General features: G+C 57.3%; 18 protein-coding genes, 1 tRNA gene and 2 rRNA genes. 10 read left to right on the forward strand and 11 right to left on the reverse strand.

Annotation, left to right across the window (positions count from 1 at the left end):
• Positions 1-86 precede the first annotated feature (86 nt).
• The 5 genes from A3L08_RS00920 to A3L08_RS00940 form a co-directional block, all read right to left on the reverse strand.
• A 23S ribosomal RNA gene (locus A3L08_RS00920) occupies positions 87-3,115 on the reverse strand.
• Positions 3,116-3,235: 120 nt separating this feature from the next.
• Positions 3,236-3,312: transfer RNA gene (locus A3L08_RS00925), tRNA-Ala, on the reverse strand.
• Positions 3,313-3,364: 52 nt separating this feature from the next.
• Positions 3,365-4,851 (reverse strand): 16S ribosomal RNA (locus A3L08_RS00930).
• The 16S and 23S rRNA genes sit together here with 1 tRNA gene alongside, the layout of an rRNA operon.
• A gap of 593 nt (positions 4,852-5,444) precedes the next feature.
• Positions 5,445-6,284, reverse strand: coding sequence for a ribose-phosphate diphosphokinase (locus A3L08_RS00935; RefSeq protein ID WP_088853256.1), 840 nt, complete (start codon positions 6,282-6,284; stop codon positions 5,445-5,447).
• Positions 6,285-6,338: 54 nt separating this feature from the next.
• A complete protein-coding gene (locus A3L08_RS00940; protein ID WP_088853257.1) occupies positions 6,339-7,043 on the reverse strand; it encodes a DUF1614 domain-containing protein in 705 nt (234 codons plus the stop codon).
• A 217-nt stretch (positions 7,044-7,260) separates the two neighbouring features.
• Here A3L08_RS00940 and A3L08_RS00945 point away from each other — a divergent pair, with 217 nt between their 5' ends.
• Complete coding sequence (locus A3L08_RS00945) at positions 7,261-7,896, forward strand: MBL fold metallo-hydrolase (protein ID WP_088853258.1); 636 nt, start codon at positions 7,261-7,263, stop codon at positions 7,894-7,896.
• 11 nt (positions 7,897-7,907) lie between these two features.
• On the forward strand, positions 7,908-8,612 hold the full coding sequence (gene radB, locus A3L08_RS00950; protein WP_088853259.1) for a DNA repair and recombination protein RadB: 705 nt from the start codon (positions 7,908-7,910) through the stop codon (positions 8,610-8,612).
• A 66-nt stretch (positions 8,613-8,678) separates the two neighbouring features.
• On the opposite strand, the gene A3L08_RS00955 is transcribed toward radB, so the two are convergent.
• Positions 8,679-10,094 (reverse strand): DUF402 domain-containing protein, encoded by a 1,416-nt coding sequence (locus tag A3L08_RS00955; protein WP_088853260.1) that lies wholly within the window; start codon positions 10,092-10,094, stop codon positions 8,679-8,681.
• Complete coding sequence (locus tag A3L08_RS00960; RefSeq protein ID WP_088853261.1) at positions 10,060-10,800, reverse strand: hypothetical protein; 741 nt, start codon at positions 10,798-10,800, stop codon at positions 10,060-10,062. Before A3L08_RS00960 ends, A3L08_RS00955 begins: the two co-directional genes overlap by 35 nt.
• A 125-nt stretch (positions 10,801-10,925) precedes the next feature.
• On the opposite strand from A3L08_RS00960, the gene moaA reads away from it, so the two are divergent.
• Genes moaA through taw22 form a run of 3 tightly spaced genes read left to right on the forward strand, consistent with a single transcriptional unit; the run spans position 10,926 to position 13,809 of the window.
• Positions 10,926-11,849, forward strand: a complete 924-nt coding sequence (gene moaA, locus A3L08_RS00965) for a GTP 3',8-cyclase MoaA (RefSeq protein ID WP_198362142.1) — start codon at positions 10,926-10,928, stop codon at positions 11,847-11,849.
• A 51-nt stretch (positions 11,850-11,900) separates the two neighbouring features.
• On the forward strand, positions 11,901-12,860 hold the full coding sequence (locus A3L08_RS00970; RefSeq protein WP_088853263.1) for a DUF835 domain-containing protein: 960 nt from the start codon (positions 11,901-11,903) through the stop codon (positions 12,858-12,860).
• A complete protein-coding gene (taw22, locus tag A3L08_RS00975; RefSeq protein WP_088853264.1) occupies positions 12,796-13,809 on the forward strand; it encodes a tRNA (guanine(37)-N1)/4-demethylwyosine(37)-methyltransferase Taw22 in 1,014 nt (337 codons plus the stop codon). The genes A3L08_RS00970 and taw22 overlap by 65 nt, the downstream gene beginning before the upstream one ends.
• A 4-nt stretch (positions 13,810-13,813) precedes the next feature.
• On the opposite strand, the gene A3L08_RS00980 is transcribed toward taw22, so the two are convergent.
• A complete protein-coding gene (locus A3L08_RS00980) occupies positions 13,814-15,331 on the reverse strand; it encodes a replication factor C large subunit (protein WP_088853265.1) in 1,518 nt (505 codons plus the stop codon).
• Between the two features lie 5 nt (positions 15,332-15,336).
• Positions 15,337-16,317, reverse strand: a complete 981-nt coding sequence (locus tag A3L08_RS00985; RefSeq protein ID WP_088853266.1) for a replication factor C small subunit — start codon at positions 16,315-16,317, stop codon at positions 15,337-15,339.
• Between the two features lie 123 nt (positions 16,318-16,440).
• On the opposite strand from A3L08_RS00985, the gene A3L08_RS00990 reads away from it, so the two are divergent.
• Complete coding sequence (locus tag A3L08_RS00990) at positions 16,441-17,628, forward strand: glycine C-acetyltransferase (protein ID WP_088853267.1); 1,188 nt, start codon at positions 16,441-16,443, stop codon at positions 17,626-17,628.
• An 87-nt stretch (positions 17,629-17,715) separates the two neighbouring features.
• Here the strand turns inward: A3L08_RS00990 and endA are convergent, their stop codons facing one another.
• Positions 17,716-18,231 (reverse strand): tRNA-intron lyase, encoded by a 516-nt coding sequence (endA, locus tag A3L08_RS00995; protein ID WP_088853268.1) that lies wholly within the window; start codon positions 18,229-18,231, stop codon positions 17,716-17,718.
• Entirely contained in the window at positions 18,228-18,731 is a 504-nt protein-coding gene (gene rimI / locus A3L08_RS01000) for a ribosomal protein S18-alanine N-acetyltransferase (protein WP_088853269.1), read from the reverse strand. Before rimI ends, endA begins: the two co-directional genes overlap by 4 nt.
• A 75-nt stretch (positions 18,732-18,806) precedes the next feature.
• Here rimI and A3L08_RS01005 point away from each other — a divergent pair, with 75 nt between their 5' ends.
• Genes A3L08_RS01005 through A3L08_RS01020 form a run of 4 tightly spaced genes read left to right on the forward strand, consistent with a single transcriptional unit; the run spans position 18,807 to position 22,329 of the window.
• Complete coding sequence (locus A3L08_RS01005; RefSeq protein WP_088853270.1) at positions 18,807-19,823, forward strand: FecCD family ABC transporter permease; 1,017 nt, start codon at positions 18,807-18,809, stop codon at positions 19,821-19,823.
• Positions 19,820-20,548 carry an ABC transporter ATP-binding protein gene (locus A3L08_RS01010; RefSeq protein ID WP_088853271.1) on the forward strand — a complete coding sequence of 243 codons (729 nt, stop codon included), beginning with the start codon at positions 19,820-19,822 and terminating at the stop codon, positions 20,546-20,548. The genes A3L08_RS01005 and A3L08_RS01010 overlap by 4 nt, the downstream gene beginning before the upstream one ends.
• Before the next feature lie 37 nt (positions 20,549-20,585).
• Positions 20,586-21,188, forward strand: coding sequence for an archaeal proteasome endopeptidase complex subunit beta (gene psmB, locus A3L08_RS01015; protein WP_088853272.1), 603 nt, complete (start codon positions 20,586-20,588; stop codon positions 21,186-21,188).
• A gap of 49 nt (positions 21,189-21,237) precedes the next feature.
• Complete coding sequence (locus tag A3L08_RS01020; RefSeq protein ID WP_088853273.1) at positions 21,238-22,329, forward strand: eCIS core domain-containing protein; 1,092 nt, start codon at positions 21,238-21,240, stop codon at positions 22,327-22,329.
• Position 22,330 lies beyond the last annotated feature (1 nt).

The raw sequence follows: 22,330 nt of genomic DNA on the forward strand, positions 1-22,330 counted from the left end.
AGCACAATGAGACAGAACAGGTAGGATTCAAGGGCCAGGACCGTGCACAGGCCGATTGACCTATCAAATGCCCAGCCCCCCTTTCAGGGACAGAAACCTCGGGCTGTTGGGAGCGGCAGACTGAACGGGTCGGTTTCCCTTCCCGCTTACATCCCCGCCCCATCAAACGGGTCTTCTTCCCGAGCCCTCGTCCCAGGCAAAGGACCGGTCGCCCGACCCCCTGCGCCTGGGAGTGGGTGCCTATTTTCGGGGACCGCTTCGGCCTTAGATGCTTTCAGGCCTTATCGGACGCGGCGTAGCTGCCCGGCTGTGCCCTGTAGGACAACCGGTAGACCAGAGGCCGCGGCTCCCTGTTCCTCTCGTACTGGGGGAGCCTTCCCCTCAGGCACCCAGCACCTCCGGTAGATAGCATCCGACCTGTCTCACGACGGTCTAAACCCAGCTCACGTTCCCCTTTAATGGGTGAACACCCCCACCCTTGGCCCCTGCTGCAGGGCCAGGATGGGAAGAGCCGACAGCGAGGTAGCAAGCCTCGGGGTCGATATGGGCTCTCGCCCGAGACGACTCTGTTATCCCCAGGGTAGCTTTTCTGTCATCCCTGGCCCCCACCGGGGAGGCACAGGGGTTCGCTAGGCCACGCTTTCGCGGCTGGACCCGCCTCTGTTACGGGTCCAGTCAGGCCGGCTTTTGCCCTTGCACTCTACGGCGGATTCCTGACCCGCCTGAGCCGACCTTAGGGCACCCTCGATACCTTTTCGAGGGTGTGCCGCCCCAGCCAAACTGCCCACCTACCGCTGTCCCCCCATTGGGGGTTAGCCATACGGCAGGGAGTGGGCGGTGTCTCATGGACGGCTCCACCCGCCCCGGAGGACGGGCTTCGACGCCTCCCGCCTACGCTGCGCACCCCCCGCCGTATGGCAACGGCAGGCTGCAGTAAAGCTCCATGGGGTCTTCGCTTCCCACCGGAGGTCCCAGGCATATGCGCCTGGCAGTGGTTTCGCCGGGCCCCAGCCGGGGACAGTGGGGACCTCGTTACGCCATTCATGCAGGTCGGCATTTAACCGACAAGGAATTTCGCTACCTTAAGAGGGTTATAGTTACCCCCGCCGTTTACCGGTGCTTCACCCGGTTGGACCCGGGCTTCACATACCGGCACTGGGCAGGCGTCGGCCCCAGTACAAACCCTTTCGGGCTAGCTGGGACCTGTGTTTTTACTAAACAGTCGGGCCCCCCTAGTCACTGCGACCTGCGGGTTACGCACCCGCAGGCACCCCTTCTCCCGAAGTTACGGGGCCAATTTGCCGAGTTCCCTCGGCTGGGTTTCCCCCGACACGCCTTAGGCTTCTCACCCAGGGGCACCAGTGTCGGTTCTCGGTACGGTCGCGGTGGATCGTTCCCGAGGGGCTTTTCACGGGCCCCAGGGATCGGCGGAACCCCCCTTACGGGAGGCCATTCGCGCTTTCACCCGGTTCTCGCCATTACGGCACTCCCCGGGCTTATACGCTTAGCCGGCCTTGTGGACCGGTCCGCCTACCCCGAGGCGTCACCCCTCGGGCTTGCGTTGCCGCACCTACCACCGCGGTACGGGAATATAAACCCGTTTCCCTTTCGCCGGCGCCGAGTTACGGGCCGGCTTAGGACCGACTAACCCACGGCTGACAAACATTGCCGTGGAACCCTGGCCCCTACGGCGGCCGGGATTCTCACCCGGCTATGCTGCTACTCCCGGCAGGATCCACAATACCGACGGGTCCACTGGACCTTACGGCCCAGCTTCCACCCCATCGGCACGCCCGCCTACCCGATCACGGACCAATCGGTCCGTGCGCCGGGGTCTCGGCAGCCGGCTTTAGCCCCGTCCATTTTCGGGGCCCCTGACCTCGACGGGTGAGCTGTTACGCACTCTTTAAAGGATGGCTGCTTCTAAGCCTACCTCCCCGCTGTCTAAGGCCAGGGACGCCCTTTGGAGTAACACTTAGCCGGCATTTAGGGGCCTTAACCCCGGTCTGGGTTGTTCCCCTCTCGGGTGACGGCTTACACCGCCCCCCTACTCCGGCCATCTACGGCGGCAGTGGGTTCGGAGTTTGACAGGGAGCCGGAGGATTTCTCCCCCTAAACCCCCAATCAGTGCTCTACCCCACCGCCTACCTCCGGCCGGGCTATCCTGGGGGATAATTCGGCGGGAACCAGCTATCGCCGGCCTCGATTGGCCTTTCACCCCTAGCCCGAGGTCACGGGAGCGAATTGCACGTCAGCATCCCTATCGGGCCTCCATCCCTCTGTTGAGGGACTTCGCCCTGCCCCGGGCTAGATCGACCGGCTTCGGGTCTCATCCGAGCGACTCCGGGCGCTTTCACACCCCGTCCCTCGCCCTTACGGGCTGCGGACCTGTCGGTTTCCCTGCGGCTTCGGGGTTGACCCCCTTAACCTCGCCGCTCGGATGAACTCCCTGCCCCGTGATCCAAGACGGACGGTACGACTCTGGTCGCCTCCCCTCGTACTCCACGGTCGCCCGTGTTTCCTTCGGGGAGGGTCAGCCCTTCTGAGCCGTACCCACCTATCGCCGCCTGGTTTCAGGCTCTTTTCACCCCCTGCCAGGGGTGCTTTTCAGCTTTCCCTCACGGTACTAGTTCGCTATCGGTCTCGGGACGTATTTAGGGTTGGGAGCCGATGCCTCCCAGCTTCCCGCCGGATATCCGACCGACGGTACTCAGGGACACCCCAAGACCCACCGGGCTTGCGCCTACGGGGCTTTCACCCTCTACGGCGCCGCGTTCCAGCGGACTTCGGCTTCACCCGGGAGGGTCTTTCGGGGGCCCTGCAACACCACATCCCCTCCGGGTTTCCCCGAAGGGTTCAGTTTGCCCTGTGCCGCTTTCGGTCGCCCCTACTAACGGCATCGCTTTTGCTTTCTTTTCCTGCGGGTACTAAGATGTTTCAGTTCCCCGCGTTCCCCCTCCCGACTGGGAGTGCGGCAAGAGCCGCGGGAGGTCCCATTCGGGAATCCCCGGTTCGACGGCTGCCTGCGCCTCGCCGGGGCTTATCGCAGCTTGCCACGCCCTTCGTCGGCGCCCCGAGCCGAGCCATCCACCAGGCGGCTTAGGTTTTCTGCCCCCTACTCAGGGGGCTGGGCATTTTTTGGGTCAATCGGCCTGTGCACGGTCCTCATCGTGACCCCTGTTCGGGGTCTCGGACCCTTCCACCCCGAGCGGTGCTCGGGATGTGCATCTGTTCGTGGTGGACCGGCCGGGATTCGAACCCGGGGCCTTCGGCTTGCAAAGCCGACGCTCTCCCAGGCTGAGCTACCGGCCCACGATGGCAGGCCCGGCACCTCTTAAACCCCCCGGACGGATTTTCCGGCGATAGGAGGTGATCGAGCCGTAGGTTCCCCTACGGCTACCTTGTTACGACTTCTCCCCCCTCACGGAGCCCAGGCTCGACCCGGCCTCCCCGAAGGGAGACCAGGCCTCACCCGGACCCCGCTCGGGTGGAGTGACGGGCGGTGTGTGCAAGGAGCAGGGACGTATTCGCCGCGCGATGATGACACGCGGGTACTAGGGATTCCAGCTTCATGCGGGCGAGTTGCAGCCCGCAATCCGAACTGGGGGCGGGTTTAGGGGATTCCCTTCCCCTTTCGGGGTCGGATCCCATTGTCCCGCCCATTGTAGCGCGCGTGTAGCCCGGGGGTTTCGGGGCATACTGACCTACCGTCGCCCGCTCCTTCCTCCGGCTTATCGCCGGCAGTCCCCCCAGAGTGCCTCCTCCCCAGCGGGGAGGACTGGCAACTGGGGGCGCGGGTCTCGCTCGTTACCACACTTAAGTGGACGCCTCACGGTACGAGCTGACGGCGGCCATGCACCTCCTCTCGGCGTGTCCGGCAAGACCTTCAGCCTGGCCTTCATCCTGCCGTCGCCCCCGGTGAGGTTCCCGGCGTTGAATCCAATTAAACCGCACGCTCCACCCCTTGTAGTGCTCCCCCGCCAATTCCTTTAAGTTTCAGCCTTGCGGCCGTACTCCCCAGGCGGCGGGCTTAACGGCTTCCCTTCGGCACCGGGCGAGCCCGAAGCTCACCCGACACCTAGCCCGCATCCTTTACAGCCAGGACTACCCGGGTATCTAATCCGGTTTGCTCCCCTGGCCTTCGTCCCTCACCGTCGGACCCGTTCCAGCCGGGCGCCTTCGCCACTGGCGGTCCTCCTGGGATTATAGGATTTCACCCCTACCCCAGGAGTACCCCCGGCCTCTCCCGGTCCCAAGGCCCGCAGTATCCCCAGCAAGCCCCACGGTTGAGCCGTGGGATTTCGCCAGGGACTTACGGGCCCGGCTACGGACGCTTTAGGCCCAATAATAGCGGCCACCACTCGGGCCGCCGGTATTACCGCGGCGGCTGCCACCGGCCTTGCCCAGCCCTTATTCCCGGAGCTCTTTACACTCCGGAAAAGCCGTGGCGGTGCCACGGCACTGGGGGTCCCCCCGTCGCGGTTTCCCGCATTGCGGAGGTTTCGCGCCTGCTGCGCCCCGTAGGGCCTGGACCCGTGTCTCAGTGTCCATCTCCGGGCTCCCACTCTCATGGCCCGTACCGATCTTCGGCTTGGTGGGCCGTTACCCCACCAACTACCTAATCGGCCGCCGGCCCATCCTCGGGCGGTCAGAGACCCTTTCGGCCTGAGGACCTTCCAGTACCTCAGGCCTATGGGGGATTAGCCCCAGTTTCCCGGGGTTATCCCCCTCCCGAGGGTAGGTTACCGACGTGTTACTGAGCCGTCCGCCGGTGTCCCCGAAGGGACCCCGTGACTCGCATGGCTTAGTCGGACCCCCATAGCAGTGGCCTCCGGCAGGATCAACCGGAATTGAGCAAGGAGTACGGCCGGTGGGACTTCCCTCAAGGGGAAGTACCAAATATCCGTCCGGGGTTTGGTCGAGGTGCCGGGCCTGCCTTACCCCCGAGGGGTCCGCCTTTCGGCGTTTCCTCGGGAGCGCACATTGCTGTGACCCGAGCTGGAGGGCGGGGTTCATCGTGGGTGCTTTGCACCCTGTCCCCCCGACGCCGCCGTCTTGGCGCTCGGGTTTTGTCGCGCCCTGTTCGGGCGCTCCACCCAATAGGGACGAACCCTACTGATACAAAATTTTTGCAAAACCTCCCCTAGGGGAGGTTTTTAGAAAAGAAGCTGTCAAAGTCCTCCAGCAAAATGCACAATTTTAGACATAAAAACGGCAAAAATTTTTGCAATTCAGAGAAACGTAAACATGGAAACAATGAGGGCAACCATCGAGACCACAACACCCGCCGCAGGTGATTCCTCCCACTGAACACATAAACAGGAGAAAAACGATCGCCACCATGTCAACGTATGTGATGACAGCCAACCCACGTCAGTCAGAATGGCAGAGATGTACCTCCATCCCAACGAAGAAAAAAGAACAAGATCGCCCAGGTACCATCGCTAAAGCCCCAGTATATCGGGCACTATGCTTATCCTCGAGACGGGTGTTGGAATGGTGTTCGTGACGGCCAGCTCATCGACAGCTCTGCCCACCCTCTCTATGGCACCCTCTGCGAAGACACCGTGCGTAGCCGCAACGAAGACCTTCCCGGCCCCCATCTCCCTCAGCAGGTTTGCGGCCTTTACCATCGTGCCACCGGTGCTTATGATGTCGTCGACTATGAGGACGTTCTTGCCCCTCACGTCCACGTCGACCGGCGTCATCCTAACTTCGGTCGGCGAAATCCTTTCCTTCTCGAAGTGGCTGAACTCAAGGCCGAGCTTTTCCGCAACTGCCTTTGCCCTCTCGCGGGCACCCTTGTCGGGGGCCAAAACGATGCCATCGCCGAGCTTCTCCCTGAAGTAATCCGCTATCGCCCTGGCAGGGGACACGTTGACGGCCTTGCTCGGGAAGAACTTCAGCGTCTCTGGGTTATGCAGGTCGAAGACGTAGAGCTCGTCGTAATAAACCGCGAGAGCCCTCATTATCGCCCTCACGCTTACCGGCTCGCCCTCCTTGGTTACCCTGTCCTGCCTGGAGTATGCGAAGTACGGAACAACAGCCTTCAGAGTCTCAACCCCCCTCTCGCGGAGGGCATCGGCAAGGAGGATAAGCTCTACAAGGCGCTCGTCCTGAGGACGGAAGGTCGACTGCACGACGGTCACTTCATCCGCCGAGCCGAGAACGCGGACGTACTTCTCCCCGTCCGGGAACTTCCTTATCTCCGCCTCGATGAGTCCTGCACCAAGGGCTTTGAGCTCGTCTTCCAGGTGTTTAGCACCGCTTCCCACAACGAACATGAGCATCACCCCTTAGACAGGGAAGTGTTCATTTTCCAGCTTATAAACCCAACGTCATACCAGAAGAACGGCAATTATTCCAGCCAGGAAGATGCCGTCGAAGGTTCCGGCGCCACCTATGCTAACCATCGGCGCCCCGAGGTTCTTGATCTTGTTCCAGTTCATAAGGTCCGCACCGATGAGGACCCCAAGCGTCCCGCTGATGTAGGCAACGACGTTCGGGTTTCCGTCCCCGAAGACCCAGCCGAGGAGAACCGCCATTAGGGGTGGCAGGAACACCGGCATCGCTATTCCAAGGCCCCTCACAGGTCTCGCGACCGCGTGGCTGAAGAGGGCCGCTATGGTAACGGCAAGAACCGTGTTGAAAAGGAGCCCGAACCTGCCGAAGTACAGCATCCTGAGTATCTCGTAGAGGGTGATGCTGAGGGGGACGAGGGCACCGCCGACGTTCACTGCTATTATGACCTTCCTCTCGGCCCAGTCAAAGAAGGGCACTGGGTAGGGGATGCCGAGGAACCTGACTTCCCTGACCCTGAGGACGGGCTCGTAAGATGTCTCCTCCGCTATGGGGATGTTTATGAAGCTCCCCACGAGGGCGAAGACGAACAGCGCGTAGGCAACTCCCGGCGGCATGCCGAGCTTTCCAAACGCGGCCATCACGATGCTCGAGAACAGCATGAACACCAGGAGAAAAAGAACCGAAATAATCACGAGCACCGGGAGGGAAACTGGCGGGATTATCAGGCGACGGTTGTTCATCCCCCACCACCACTTTTGAGCACGCTCGGAACCCCGCACCGAGAGCCGCCGCTTTGGCGGTCCGAACGCTCAGGCAGCACCAATTAAATGGCGGATTGGGAGTTTATAAAACCTGCGTCGAACAGAGGACAACCGAGGACTCAAAGACCCAGAGACAGAGACAAACCGGGAAAACTTTAAGTTAACATCACCGAAAGTTGTGAAGGTGGTGAGAGAAATGAGGATTATCTGGTATGGACACTCGTGCTTCTGGATCGAGACCAAGGGCGTGAGGCTGCTCATTGACCCGTATCCGGAGGTTGACGACGACAGGATAGGCGAGGTAGACTATATACTGCTAACCCACGAGCATGTGGACCACTACGGCAAGGTGGAGCTTCTCTCCCGCCTCAGAGATGCCACCGTGATAGGCCCGCCGACGGTATACATGATGGCGATAAGCGACGGTGTCACGAAGGCCAGGGAGATACGCGAGGGACAGACAATAGAGCTTGAGAACGGGGTCAAGGTCACCGCATTCTACATGGAGCACCCCTCTAGCCAGTACCCCCTCGGCTACCTCATAGAGGGCGACAAGAGGCTCTTCCACGCGGGAGACACTTACTCCACACCAAACCTCCAGAAGCTCCGCGGAAAGGTTGACGTCCTGCTCGTGCCGATAAGCGGCCGCTCGACGGCAAACGAGCGCGAGGCGGCGCAAATAGTCGAGGATATAAGGCCCCGCGTGGTCATCCCGATGCACTATGGAGTCTACAGTGACGGGGATCCCGAGAAGCTCCGTGAGGAACTTCAGAAGAGGCGCATCTGGGCCCTCGTCAAACCCCTGGAACTCTACGAGGAGCTGACCCTTTAGCGGTGAAGGGGATGCTCTCAACCGGGGTCAAATCACTCGACGAGCTTCTCGGCGGGGGGATTGCTGGGGGAGTTCTGACCCAGGTGTACGGGAGCTTTGCGACCGGGAAGACGACTTTAGCGGTTCAAATCGGCCTCCTAAGCGGGAAAAAAGTGGCCTACGTCGACACCGAAGGCGGCTTCTCCCCTGAGAGGCTCTCCCAGATGGCAGGGGCGAGGGGTTTTAATCCAGAAGAGGCCCTCCAGCGCTTCATCCTCTTCACTCCGGGGGACTTCAAGGAGCAGAGACGCGTTATAGGCTCGCTCAAGAAGGTCGTTGATAAAACGTTCTCCCTCGTCGTTGTGGATTCCCTGACGGCCCACTATCGCGCTGAGGAGCCGAGAAAAAACCTGACGAACGAGCTTGCTAAACAGCTCCAGGTTCTCCTCTGGATAGCGAGGAAGAACGAGGTTCCCGTTTTGGTTATCAACCAGGTGCACTTCGACAGCAGGGCTGGAAAGATAAAGCCCGTCGCGGAGCACACGCTCAACTACCGGACGAAGGACATCCTGCGATTAGACAAGCTCTCGACGCCCGGACTAAGGGTTGCGGTCTTAGAAAGGCACCGCTTCAAGCCCGAGGGCGGAATGGTCTTCTTCAGGATAACTGAGAGGGGAATTGAGGAAGCGCTTGGGGTCGGGGAAGCCGGAGATATTACCAGTGACGGATATTACTAATTCGGTAATATCCCAGCCCCAAAAAATGGGTCCCAAAAAAGAACAGGAGTTTAAGAGGCAAAATAATCAAATTCTATCGTAGACCTCCTGCACTATTCTCAGGACGGCCCTGTAGAGCTTCTCGCTTATCGTTCCCTCCTCATAGTGCTCGGTGAGCTTCTCCTTGTCGATTATCTCTTTCTTACCGTCCGGCCACTTCACGATGTCCACTTCGAGGTCTATGTATCTGGCCCTGTCCGGGTATATCTCGACCGGCGTGTTGATGTTGTAGTACTCGCCCTTGAGGTTGCCGTTCTTGTCGTAGTAGCGGTGCACGAACCACCACTTTCCTGCCTCAATCTCCGTGATGACGTAGTCCCCAAACTCTATCGGGATGTCGAGGCCGTCGTAGAACTTGCCTGGCTTGAGGTGGCGCCTGAAGGTGACCTTCAGCGGGTTCGTCGAGACCTCCTGGATCTCGCCGGGGCCTATCTTTATGAGCTGCCCGTCCGGCTTGTGGTGCTCCAGCCTGAAGAGCCAGCCCTTCCTCGGTCCTTTATTCTCTATCAGCGCTTCCCAGAAGCCCTGGTTGACCTTGGCCCTCTGACCCGGCACCTTGGCCAGTATGCCCTCGGCTATCTCGACGGCAAAGCTGAACTCAAGGTCATAGGCCTTGAGCTGGTGGTGGCCCTCGACGGTCGGAACGGCTTTGTTCCTTATCTCGTCGAGCTTCCTCTTCGCGCCCCCTCCAAACTCGACCTCGTATATGTTCCGGCCCTCGATTATGAGTGATGGGGCCGTGTAAGAGTTCGCTTTGGCGAGCCTGTCGGAGAGCTTCGATAGCTTTATTATCTCGTCCCTCAGGATGTTCCAGTCCTTGTAAGCTGCAGCGGTTCTCCAGAGGATGCCCCACTCGCCGAGGTCTATGCTGAGGCCGAGTATCCTGAGCCTCTCGCGCTCCTGGCTGTCCCTTATTTTGCGCGATATCTTCACGTGCCTCTGAGCACCGACAGGCTTCGGAATCAGGACGGCGTAATCTCCTGGGACGGTGATCATGACGCTGAGCTGGGGCAGGAGGTTGTGCTTCTTGACCTGGACGAGCAGTTCATCCCCCTCCTTCGCGCGCGGGAGGTCCCTTACGGGTATAGTACCTATAGCACTCCCGATGTCAACATAAACGTACTTCTCGTCCCTCTGGACGACGATGCCCTTGTATACCCCGTAGAGCTGATAGGGAAGCTTCCGGAAGAAGACGTCGATGAACTCCTCCTCGAGAACTTCCTTAACTTCCTCAACCTTTGTTCCAACGAGGACCACACCGTGGTGGTCCTTCTTGTCGTAGATGTCAACGTCGAACTCGTCGTAGGTCTTCTCCAGTCCGAGCCTCTCGACGATCTTGTTGCTCGGCTGCGCAATGCCGAAGCCCCTGTCGAGGAAAAGCTTCGTCAGGGCCGTGCTGTATATGCCCCTAATCCGGACTGTAACTCCTGTGTCTGTAGACACCTTCACCACCCCTCATCTTCTTTTCCACCACTCCTATGAGCGCGAGTCCTTCGAGTATCTCCTCTGCATTTCTCACTCCGCTCAGCTTCTCAACGTTTCTCGCCTCGACCCAGAGCAGACCTCTGGAGTGCCAGTCTCTCAGAGCCTCTTCAACCTTGTGAACGTCACCGGGGTGAGCGTAAAGCCTGAACAGGAACCTCTTAAGGGCTTCAAGCTCGGCCTCAAGCGTCTTGATTTTCCGGAGTTCTTCCAGTATACCAACCGGTACCTTTTTCTGGTTTTCGCCTCCGGCCAAAAGCTCCAGCCCCTCAACCTCCCTCGCAAGCTCGCTCAACGCTTTCCTGACGGCGTAGTCGTAGACCCTGTGGAACTGCGCCAGCCTGTCCATCGCCGTCGAGAGCTTCAGCTTCGCATCGTAGTCCTCCTTCGCGAGGAGGGATAGAAGCTCCTCGATGCGGAACTTCATCTGGTGCTCGTTGCGGTAGAGTTCCTTCGCCTGGTTCTCAGCGTAGGTAGAACCGACCATCTCACGATAGAGGGCCGATGAAAGCTCGAGCTTTTCGCGCGATATGGTGTGAAGCCCCCTCAAAATTTCAACAAACCTCTCCCTGTCGTTCTCACCGTAGAGAAGGGGAAACTTCTCCTCAAAAGCCGAGTGGAGCGATTCCAAGCGGGAAAGTCGAGCCTTAATGTCCTCAACGTTCATGGGCACCCCTAGGGGTAATTTTGGCCGTCCCCCTACTTGTAGTTTTCGATTGGGAGTGTTAAACAAAAGAGCTTACCCAAAACGTTTTTTTAAGTCAATGAATTAATGAACCTGGTGTTCCCATGGTGCTCTACGACCGCTTCGGAAGGCCGGTGACTAACCTTAGAATCTCGCTCACGCAGGACTGCAACTTCCGCTGCTTCTTCTGCCATAGGGAAGGTCAGAGGTTTAACGTTGGGAATGAGATGACACCAGAGGAGATAGAGAGGCTCGTTAGAATAGCATCGCACCTTGGTATTAAGAAGGTCAAGCTGACCGGCGGAGAGCCCACCGTTCGGGATGACATACTGGAGATTGTGGAGCGCATAAAGCCCTACGTGGTCGATTTAAGCATGACAACTAACGGGAGCAGGCTTAAAGAGCTTGCCAAACCCCTTGCAAAGGCCGGCCTCGACCGCGTTAACGTTTCCCTCCACAGTCTCAAACCGGACGTTTACAAGCGCATAACGGGTGTTGACATGCTGGAAACGGTTCTCGAGGGAATCGAGGAGGCGGTAAAATACCTCAGCCCGGTTAAGCTCAACATGACAGTCATGAAGGGTCTGAACGAGGGCGAGATATGGGACATGGTGGACTTCGCGGCTAAAACTGGAACGATACTCCAGCTCATCGAGCTTGAAGCCCCGAGGGAGATGACCAAGACCACTTTCTTCAGGAAGTACTTCTACCCCCTCAAGCACGTTGAGAGGGAGCTTGAGAAGAGGGCCGTGGAGACGCGCGAGAGGAGGATGCACAGGCGGAAGAAGTACTTCGTTCCGACTGACTATGGCATTGCCGAGGTCGAGGTGGTCAGGGCCATGCACAACACGGTATTCTGTGCAAACTGCACGCGCTTGAGGGTTACGTCCAACGGCATGTTCAAGACATGTCTCCTCAGAAACGACGATCTGATAAATTTTCTGAGCGCCATGAGGAACGGTGCGAGCGATGCGGAGATAGCTGAGATTTTCAAGAAGGCCGTTCTCATGCGCGAGCCGTACTGGAAGTGAAGAAGAAAGGTTTTTGAGGAAAAACTCCTTAACTTTTCTCCAGGTGGGGTTATGGAAGGTGTCAACTACCCAGAATTGGTTATGGGCATTGTGCTACTGCTGGGCTCTCTGCTCGGTATTTATCGCGCCTGGCACTACTATTCCCGGCTCTCGGGAGTCTGGAGAGACCTGAGCAAAAGAGTAATTGTTTCGTTGATTTTTTTCGCATTGGGGGCCTTGGGGACTATTGCTCATTCTTGGTTGTGGGCAGACATCTCGGTGATTATTCAGGCGGTGTTCTACACTCTGTCTTACGTGTTAATTTTATTTGTGCTTTTTATGAGCCTCAGACGTGTTTCATCCCAAAAACCTGCCTCTAAGAGACCTCAGCCAGAGGACCGTGAAGAGAGCAATGTCCCTGTAAGGGGCGGTTATCTGCTGAGTAACGCCCCGTCTCCCTCGACATTGATGCTTCTGAAGAGAGCATCCGGTGGTCTCCTGGTGGTGAGCAGAAACACCTACGACCAGTGGGTTAAAAAATCCGGTGTTGAGCCCGATAAGTTTATCTGGCTGAGCAGGGCTGAGCTGGAGGGGGCAGTAGACCCCGGAAAGCTTCACGTACTTCAGAGGGAGATACTGGCCTTTTTGGAAACGCAGAGTCCCGCAAGCGTTTACTTTGAGGGCGTTGAGTATCTGGTACTCTACAACGACTTCCCCGGCGTTGCTAAGTTCCTGTTTTCAGTTAAGGACGCGGTGCTGATCAACAACTCTTTAATGCTCCTTTTCCTGCCGAAGGGGGTTCTCGATTCGAAACAGGAATCCGTACTGGCCAGGGAGTTTGAACCGATTGACGAGAAAGAGTTAACGAGAAGAATTTTAAATGCACTACCAGAGAAGGAAAGGGCCGAAATAACGCTCTTCGGCGTGCTTCCGCCGGCCGGGGGGCGGGAATCGGAGGGAAGCAAGGGTGCCGGTGCTGAAAGTTCCGAAGAGGGAAGCGGAGCCGGTGAAGAGAAAACTGAAGAAGCTTAACCTCTACGACGGGAAGAGAAGGCCAGGGATAGAGGGTGATTTCGTTCTTTTGCCCATTTTTGAGGATGAGACGGTTTACTCCCTCGGCTACGAGGTTCTTGACATTGAACTCCCGCTCAGGCCGGAGAGGCAGATATACAAGAACCTTGAGAGCGTTTTAGCGGAGAGGCTAACCCCAGAGGAGCTGAAGCACCTCCGTAGATACGACGTAATCGGCGACATAGCGGTAATCCAAATCCCACCCGAGCTTGAACATAGGGTTGATGACATCGTCTGGGGCCTTCGTAAGGTTCACCCGTTTCTCAAGGTTGTTGCCAAAAAGGGCTTCCACGAGGGGGCGTTCAGGATAAGGGACTACTCCATAATCTGGGGTGAAAAAAGGCTTGAGACCGTCCACAAGGAGAATGGCGTCGAGATAAAGGTGGACCTTTCAAAGGCCTTCTTCAACCCGAGGATGAAGGGCGAGAGATACCGTCTGGCCCAGCTCGTTCGCGATGGTGAGAGGATTCTTATTCCCTTCGCCGGCGTTCTGCCGTATGCGCTCGTCATAGCTCGCTATCGGAAGGTAAAAATCACAGCGGTCGAGCTGAACAGGGAGGCCTATGAGCTTGGACTTGAGAACATCGAGTTGAACAGAAAACGCTTGAAGGGGGAGATAGAGTTCATACACGGCGACGCCTTTGAGGTTCTTCCTGAGCTTCCAACCTACGACCGCGTGATAAGTCCAACGCCGAGGGGAGTTGATGCGCTGGCCCTAACGCTGAGCAAGGCTGAGAGATGGCTCCACTACTACGACTTCGTACACGAGGCCGAGATTGAGGACTTTAGAAGGAGAATAATCGAGGAGTGCTCAAGGCAGGGGAAGGACTGTGAAGTTAGGGTAAAAAAGGTCAGCGACTTTAAGCCCCACGTGTTTAAGGTCTGTGCGGACGTGAGGATAAAAGGGTAGGGGATCACCTCTTCAAAAAGTCAAACAGCGTCGCCTGCTTGCCCTTCTTCTTTGGCCTGTCTATCTTCTCTGACTCTTCCTTTCTGACCGGCTCTATTTCCTCTTCCGCCTTCTCAAGCTCCTCCTCGTTTATTTCTTCCTCGGTCTCTTCCCCGGCTTCTTCGGTCTCCCCTTCGGCTTTCTCTGCCTCTTCTTCCTCCGCGGCCTCCTTGGCCTCTTCGAGTTCTTTCCCGGCTTCCCTGGCCCTGGCCTCAAGCTCGCCCTCCCTCTTGAGCTTCTTCTCGATGTTCATGCTCTTGGCCCATATCGTCTTGGCCTTCTCCTTGTCACCGGCTATGAACTCGACTTCCTTCAGATCGAGGTCAAGGTAGACGACGAAGTGGGCTGCCATGTCGGGATTGTTCTCAAAGATGGCTTTGAGGTAGTTGAGGGTCTCCAGCGCTTCGAGCTTGGCCATGTGCATCTCTTTCATTATCTTCTTGACCACCGAGTCCCTCAAAGTCCGCTCGGTCTTGCTCTCGGTGAGGAGCTTTATCGTCTTCGGCGGGTAGATCCTGACGAAGCCCTTCTTCTTGACGCCGGCAACGGCAACGCCTGCCGTCATCATGTCGGTCGCGTACTTCCAGAGGGAATACGCTCCGGTCCTCTGCGCCCTCCCGAGGTATATATCTGCCCTGCTTATCGCTTCATAAGCGCGCGCTATGTCTTCCGGCCGGTAATAGACGTAGGGGACGTTCTCGTCTATCCACTGAAGAAGCTCGTGGGGAAACATGTCGACACCGAGAATTGCTATCTTCGCCTTTTTGGCGTTGTCGGTGGCGAAGACCTGCGCCAGCGCCTGAAAGACGCTCTTCTCCGTGTCGCGGTAAGCCAAGACCTCGTGGGCGTCTTCCACTCCTCCGGTCACGACGGTCTGGAGGTCGTTTACTGCAGCTCTCAGGTCGCCGTTGGCGTGCTTCGCAATGTCGTAGAGAACCTCCTTGGGGACGGTAATTCCCTCGCGCTTGAGAATCCTTATCAGTGCCTTGATTATGTCCCTCTGAGTGAGGCGCTTGTATTCCACTATCTGAGCTTTGGCCCTTATCTCCTTCGGGACCTCCCAGTAGTGGTTGGCGGCCATTATTATGGGATTTCTGGCTTTGTCGATGAGCTTGGCTATCTCTTTAGCCCCACTCGGCTCTATGTTGTCGGCCTCGTCGAGGAAGATGAGCTTCCTGTGCTTTCCGAGGATGTCCATCGTGTAGGCCGCTTGAACGTAGCGCTCTATCTTCTCATAGGTTCTCTCGTCGCTCGCGTTCAGCTCGATTACTTCGAAGCCATATTCATGAGCGAGAGCGTAGACTGTGGTTGTCTTCCCGCTCCCGGGCGGACCGGCGAGGATCAAAGCTTTCTTCTTTGGAGGGTTGCCGTGAAGCCATGCCTCGACCCATGCCCTAACCTGTTCTATTGCCTTTTCCTGATTGACTATTTCGCTGAGCTTTCTCGGGCGATACTTCTCGACCCAGGGGGCTTCCCTCGGCATAGCTATCACTTGCCCATTATGGTGAACTGAGCGAGCAGGGCCTCAAGCTGTATCATCTCGTTGGCCCCTTCAACGAGGCGGAAGTTGTACTCGCCTATCTTGTCGGCCAAAGCGACCTTTTTATCCTCTGGAATCGGCAGGTTGAAGACCTCCTTGTGCATCTGGATGAGCACATCCTCCCCGCTGAGGCCCTGCTTTAGGAGTATTTCCCTCAGCTTGTCCCTCGCCTTGAGGAAGTTGCCTTCCAGGGCCAGCTCCATCATCTCACGGACATCTTCGGGCCTGGCCCTGCTGGCGACGAGGAAGACGTTTTCGTCGGTTATCTTGGTGTCGAGAGCAGCAGCAGCTTGAAGGACGTTTATCGCGCGCCTCATGTCACCCTCTGCGACATAGAGGATGGCTTGAAGCCCTTCCTCCGTCAGCTCAAGGCCTTCGTTCTCGGCGATGTATCTTATACGCTCCGCTATGGCGTCGTCATTGAGAGGCCTGAAGCGGAAAATGGCACATCTTGACTGAATTGGCTCGATGATCTTTGAGGAGTAGTTGCAGCTGAGGATGAAGCGCACGTTGTTCGAGAACATCTCCATGGTTCTCCTGAGGGCCTGCTGGGCGTCTTGCGTTAGGGCGTCCGCTTCATCAAGGAAGATTATCTTGAAGCTCGCCCCTCCTATCGGCTTCGTCCTGGCGAACTCCTTCACCTTCTCGCGGATGACGTTTATGCCGCGCTCATCGCTCGCGTTCAACTCAAGGAAGTTGTGGCGCCAGTTTTCACCAAATAACTCTCTCGCGAGGGCCAGAGCGGCAGTCGTTTTCCCGACGCCCGGCGGCCCTGCGAATAAAAGGTGCGGCATCGAACCGGTTTTAGCGTAGTGCTTGAGCCTCTTAACTATGTGAGCCTGACCGACTATATCGTCGAGCCGCTCTGGGCGGTATTTCTCAACCCAGGGCTTTTCTAGAATCTTAACCTCCTGAACTTCAGCTGACATGGTTATCACCCTACTAAAGGGGCATATGAGTTTCTGGAGTATTAAGCCTTTTGCCTACCATGTATCGAACGGAACAGTGCAAAACTTTTATACCTCCATGGCCAATAAGCACCGGTGGTTCTCATGGCGAAACTAGACTGGATTAGGGAAGAGCTCCAGGAGCTTAAGGATAAGGGGCTCTACGTGACCATAAGGAAGCTTGAAAGCGCCCAGGGCCCGTGGGTGGTCGTCGACGGCAAGAAGGTTCTTAACATGTGCTCGAACAACTACCTCGGCCTTGCCGCGGCCCCCGAGATTAGATACGCGGCAATAAGGGCCATCCTCGACTACGGCGTTGGAGCTGGAGCGGTCAGAACCATAGCGGGAACCATGGAGCTCCACGTTGAGCTTGAGGAGAAGCTCGCCAAGTTCAAGAAGAGGGAAGCTGCCATACTCCTCCAGAGCGGCTACAACGCCAACCTCGGAGCGATAAGCGCCCTCCTTAAGAAGGGCGAGGATGGAGTATTCATAAGTGAAGAGCTGAACCACGCGAGCATCATCGACGGAATGCGCCTCAGCGGCGCGCCGAAGGTCATCTACAAGCACCTCGATATGGAAGACCTTGAGGCGAGACTTAAAGAGAACAAGGATAAGAAGAAGAAAATCATCGTAAGCGATGGTGTCTTCTCGATGGACGGTGACCTCGCCCCCCTCCCGGAGATGGCGGAGCTGGCCGAGCAGTACGATGCCATACTCTACATAGACGACGCCCACGGTGAGGGTGTCCTTGGCGACAGCGGAAGGGGTATAGTCGACCACTTCAAGCTCCACGACAGGGTTGACTTCGAGATGGGAACGCTGAGCAAGGCCTTCGGCGTCATAGGTGGCTACGTCGCCGGACCGGAGGAGGCGATAGAATACCTCCGCCAGAGGGCCAGGCCGTTCCTCTTCTCGAGCGCACCGAACCCGCCTGACGTTGCCGCGGCCATAGCGGCAGTGGAGATACTCCAGAGGAGCGACGAGCTTGTTAAGAAGCTCTGGGACAACACCCACTTCCTCCAGAACGGATTACGCGAGTTAGGCTACGACCTCGGCAACACCAAGCACCCGATCACGCCGGTCATGCTCTACGACGAGAAGCTCGCCCAGGAGTTCTCAAGGAGATTATACGACGAATACAACATCTTCGCCCAGGCGATAGTCTATCCGACCGTCCCGCTCGGAACAGCTAGAATAAGGCTCGAGCCTTCGGCGGCCCACAGCAAGGAGGACCTCCAGTACGTCATCGACGCCTTCGAAGACCTCGGAAAGAAGACCGGTTTCCTGAAGTGATGCCTTTTCTTTACTTTTGTTTGCCTGAATCCCTTTGCTTTCTTACCAAACTCGAGGGTTAAAGAGCTCAAAAACATCTGGTGGCTACTAAAACTTCACCCACTCAATCTTATAATACACCACGTCGTTGTCCTCATCGACGACGGCCATGACCATGTTCTTCCTGACGCCGTGGGCCACCCTAACCCGCGCAGTTATGTCGTTCGGAGAAAAGCGCAGGTTCTCGGGAACCACCCAGACGAGCCACTGCGAGTGCTCGTCCATTCCCCGCCTGTAAACCCTAAAATGGGAGCCGAACTTGAGGGCCGATTTCACGGTGTATCCCCTGTCGCGCAGGTCGGTGTAGACGAGGAGCTTTATATCGAACTGGTCATCGCGCTTCCGCCCGAGTTCTACCAAATCCTGGAAGGACAGCTCTCTATCACCATCGAAGACCCTTATCTTGCCCTTCTCCATCAGGTAGGCCGCCTCAATAAGCGAGAGGAAGAGCTTCCCGTTCACAACCTCGCCGAAGTAGCGCTTGTTGTAGAACTGGTTGATAGCTTTCTCGCGCTCGCTGAAGACCCTGTCTCCACTTAGCTGGAAGACTATCGGTTCCTTCAATTCCGTCCACCCCACTCTTCAGCAGGCAGGAGCATGTAGTAAGCGTCCTCACCATCGGAATAGTAGCCGATTATCCTCTTGATTTTCCTGAACCCAAAGCTCTCGTAGAGCCTTATTGCGGTCTCGTTGCTCACGCGAACCTCCAGCCCGATATAGCGGGCGCCCTCGTTTATGAGTCTTTCTATAACCTCGGTCAGGAGGGCCGAGCCTATGCCGTTGCCCCGGTATTCCGGATCGACGGCTATGCTCATTATGTGGCCCTCGAGATCGGGCCGCAGGTAGCCCATGACGTAGCCGATTACCCTGCCGCCATACTCAGCCACGAGAAACGTGCTGGGGTTGTTCTCAAGGAACGCCAAGAACACGCCGCGCGGGTACTCCTCGTTGAAGGATGCACGCTCTATCCTGACTACCTCGGGGATATCGAAGAGTTTGGCAGGCCTTATGGAAACCATGGCCAGGGGGATCCTCCTACCAGCCCGTCTGATGGAAACGCTCATGGTGTCATTTTAGGCACCGGACTTTTTAAGCTTAGGCCCGAAACCTTTAAACGACTGGACAAATAATCCGGTGCCATGAGAAAGTGGCTACCTGCGCTCATCACACTCTCAATCACATCCCTGTTCCTCGGGGTTTACATAGGCTCGGTGAGCATCAGCCCATCCGATATAACCTCCTCAATTGCCTACGGGATAAAAGAAGCCTTCCACGGCCTATTCCCATCAATAGACCCCGGTGAGAAGCCGAGTTACTTCGTGATCGTCTGGGAGATCCGTCTTCCACGGGTTCTATTAGCTTACCTCGTTGGACTCAGTCTGGCTGGAGCCGGAACCGCGAGCCAGGCGCTCTTCCGCAACCCCCTGGCGGATCCGTACATAATGGGCATAAGCGCCGGGGCCGGGCTGGGGGCGGCGCTGGCCTCCGTATATTGGCATGGTCACCTGGGGTTGGCGGCCCTCGTTTCGGCGATACTGTCGGTCTTCATTGTTTACTCCGTCTCGAGGGTTGACGGAAAAGTGCCCGTGGACACCCTCCTGCTGGCCGGAATAGCCTTCGGCTTCCTCGCGAGTGCAGCCACCTGGTACATCCTCCTAAGCCATCAGGACAGGGCAACGCTCACGTGGATGTGGCTCATGGGGAGCTTCAACGGGGCAACGTGGGGCGATGTGGGAAAGATGGTGCTCGTCTCCGCCCTCGGACTCGGCTTCCTCGTATGGAAGTGGCGCGAGCTGAACCTCGTCCTCCTTGGAGAGGAGAGCATAGCCCTCGGCCTGGACCTCCACCTCTACAGAAGGCTGTTCATTGGCGCTATAACCTTACTCACGGCCTTTTCGGTCTCGACCTCTGGTATAATCGGCTTCGTCGGGCTTATGGGGCCGCACATAATGCGGCTCATCCTCGGACCGAACCACAGGGAGCTAACACCAGCAAGCGCGCTCTTCGGAGGAGTTCTCCTCGTCACGGCAGACCTCATAGCCAGGGTCCTATCGAGGCCGACGGAGATTCCTGTAGGCATAGTGACGGCTATGATGGGCGCGCCCTTCTTCCTCTACCTCCTGATGAAGCACAAGAGGGGGGAGCTTTACTCATGAAGCTGGAAGTGGACGTTTCTTTCTCCTACGGGGAGAGGGAGGTTTTGAAAAACATCAGGTTCACGGCGGAGAGAGGAGAACTCCTTGCTATAATCGGGCCGAACGGGGCCGGAAAGAGCACCCTCCTGAAGGCCATGGTGGGTATCCTGACACCGAGGGGAACCGTTAAGCTCGATGGAAGAGACTTAATCCGGATGAAGCCCCGCGAGAGGGCCAAACTGATAACCTACGTGCCACAGAGTTCCTTCCCGGAGTTCGCATTCACGATAGAGGAGTTCGCTGAGATGGGGACCTATGCAACGAGAGGCGACGTTGAGAGCGCGTTAAAGCGCGTCGGCCTCTGGGAGAGGCGGAGAGAGCCCGTTACAAACCTCTCCGGCGGGGAGTACCAGCTCGTCCTCATAGCGAGAGCCTTAGCCCAGGGAAGCCATGTGATCCTCTTGGACGAGCCGACAAGCCACCTCGACATAAACCACGCTCTGGAGGTCATGGAACTCCTAAAAGAGCTCAAAGAGGAAAAGATAGTCATAGCCGTCCTTCACGACCTTAATTTAGCCCTCCGCTACGCCGACAGGCTGATTCTGCTCCACAGGGGCGGCAAATACTGGGAGGGACACCCCGAAGAACTGGGATCGAAGGTTCTTGAGAAAGTTTACGGGGTAAGGGCGAGGATAGCAGAGGTAGATGGTCACAGGGTTATCGTTCCTGAACTCACAAAGGTTTAAAACGGGGCGTGAGAACTAGTCTCAGGGGTGAGAGAGAATGGAGACCAAGAAGACCGGTACCACCACCGTGGGAATAAAGGCCAGGGACGGCGTCGTTCTGGCCGCCGATACACAGGCTTCCCTCGACCACATGGTCGAGACCCTCAACATAAGGAAGATAGTCCCGATCACAGACAGGATAGCGATAACCACAGCAGGGAGCGTCGGTGACGTCCAGGCGCTGGCGAGAATGCTCGAAGCAGAGGCGAGGTATTATCAGTTCACCTGGGGCAGGCCCATGAGCACCAAGGCCATGGCCAACCTGCTCAGCAACATCCTCAATGAGAACAAGTGGTTCCCGTACATGGTTCAGATAATCATAGGCGGCTACGTTGATGAACCGACCTTGGCGAATCTCGACCCGCTTGGTGGTCTAATCTTCGACGATTACACTGCCACGGGCTCCGGCAGTCCCTTCGCCATAGCTGTCCTTGAAGACGGCTTTAGGAAGGACATGAGCATTGATGAGGCAAAGGAGCTAGCAATTAGGGCCGTCAGAACCGCAGGAAAGCGCGACGTCTATACCGGCAGCAGGAAGGTGCAGGTCGTCGTCATAACCAGGGACGGCATGAAGGAAGAGTTCGTCGAGTTCGGTGAGTGATGGAGGATTGCACCAAAGCCCTTTTTAACTTCCCCTCCAAGATTTTTCCATGCGAAAGCCTCACGATAGGATTCTGGCCCTGGTCCTCCTTGGGGTTCTGCTCCTTTCCCTCTACTCAGCGGTCAGGCTGAACACCCACCCGAACGCCGTTCTCGACCAGGTAAACCTAATTCTGAGCCAAGTCCAAGAGATAAGGGGTTTAAACTTCAAGGAGCCCCCCCAAATAGTCGTTATAACCAGGGCGAAGGCCCTCGAGATGTGGAAGCCGGGGAAGCCCGACCTCGAGAGGCTCCACAGGGAGGAGCTGGTCTACAAGATGACGCTCCTCCTTCCGCCAGATTACGATTACATCAAGGAGGAGCACGAGAGGAGCGCAGGCTGGATAGCGGCGACAGTCGGGAACACAATATACATTATCAGGGAGAACTTCATGGGCGACCTCGACACGGCCAGGAGGACTGTGGCCCACGAGAGCGTCCACGTGCTCCAGAAGCAGTGGTTCGACGCGAAGTACGGTGCCGACACATTCGACGGAACCCTCGCGGTTCAGGCTTTGGTGGAAGGCGACGCCGACCTCGTGGCCGACATCTACTGCAAGAGGAACGGAATTCCAATCCACAAGATACGCTCCCTCAGCGGCGACCCGCTCACCGACGTCCACATATTCCCCTACGTCTTCGGGGACAGCTTCGTCCGCTACCTCTACGAGAGGGGGAACTGGACGCTCGTGAACGGGGCATACACCCGCTACCCCAGGACAACCCTAGAGGTCATGGAGCCGGAACTCTATCTCAAAAACTTCACGCCGGTCAACGTGGCTCTATCGCCGCCAAACGGCTCTCAGGTTCTAAGGGATGACAGGATGGGAGCTTTCTATGTCTACGTCCTCCTCAAGGACGTTGCAAAGCTCGACAACGAGACCGCGTGGAACGTCTCAACCGCATGGCTTGGAGACAGGCTCATCCTCGCAAGGACGAGCGACGGATACGTCCTGCTCTGGGGGATCACCTTCTCGAACGAGGGGGCCGCAGAGGAGTTCACGGAAACCCTCAAAAAGCTGGCCCAGGATAACTCCTACGCCAGCAGGGAGATATATGTTGATGGAAAAACAGTTCTTCTGAAGGCAGTCAGGAGGGAGTGAG

Origin of the sequence: Thermococcus pacificus, from assembly GCF_002214485.1 — an archaeon.
Taxonomy (GTDB): Archaea; Methanobacteriota_B; Thermococci; order Thermococcales; family Thermococcaceae; genus Thermococcus; species Thermococcus pacificus.

Coding starts and splice junctions, on each gene's coding strand:
- A3L08_RS01020 (WP_088853273.1), top strand. CDS start 21,238: ATGCGAAAGCCTCACGATAGGATTCTGGCCCTGGTCCTCCTTGGGGTT.
- A3L08_RS00940 (WP_088853257.1), bottom strand. CDS start 7,043: ATGAACAACCGTCGCCTGATAATCCCGCCAGTTTCCCTCCCGGTGCTC.
- A3L08_RS01005 (WP_088853270.1), top strand. CDS start 18,807: ATGAGAAAGTGGCTACCTGCGCTCATCACACTCTCAATCACATCCCTG.
- rimI (WP_088853269.1), bottom strand. CDS start 18,731: ATGAGCGTTTCCATCAGACGGGCTGGTAGGAGGATCCCCCTGGCCATG.
- radB (WP_088853259.1), top strand. CDS start 7,908: ATGCTCTCAACCGGGGTCAAATCACTCGACGAGCTTCTCGGCGGGGGG.
- A3L08_RS00985 (WP_088853266.1), bottom strand. CDS start 16,317: ATGTCAGCTGAAGTTCAGGAGGTTAAGATTCTAGAAAAGCCCTGGGTT.
- A3L08_RS00960 (WP_088853261.1), bottom strand. CDS start 10,800: ATGAACGTTGAGGACATTAAGGCTCGACTTTCCCGCTTGGAATCGCTC.
- psmB (WP_088853272.1), top strand. CDS start 20,586: ATGGAGACCAAGAAGACCGGTACCACCACCGTGGGAATAAAGGCCAGG.
- A3L08_RS00970 (WP_088853263.1), top strand. CDS start 11,901: ATGGAAGGTGTCAACTACCCAGAATTGGTTATGGGCATTGTGCTACTG.
- A3L08_RS00980 (WP_088853265.1), bottom strand. CDS start 15,331: ATGCCGAGGGAAGCCCCCTGGGTCGAGAAGTATCGCCCGAGAAAGCTC.
- A3L08_RS00990 (WP_088853267.1), top strand. CDS start 16,441: ATGGCGAAACTAGACTGGATTAGGGAAGAGCTCCAGGAGCTTAAGGAT.
- A3L08_RS00945 (WP_088853258.1), top strand. CDS start 7,261: ATGAGGATTATCTGGTATGGACACTCGTGCTTCTGGATCGAGACCAAG.
- A3L08_RS01010 (WP_088853271.1), top strand. CDS start 19,820: ATGAAGCTGGAAGTGGACGTTTCTTTCTCCTACGGGGAGAGGGAGGTT.
- A3L08_RS00935 (WP_088853256.1), bottom strand. CDS start 6,284: ATGTTCGTTGTGGGAAGCGGTGCTAAACACCTGGAAGACGAGCTCAAA.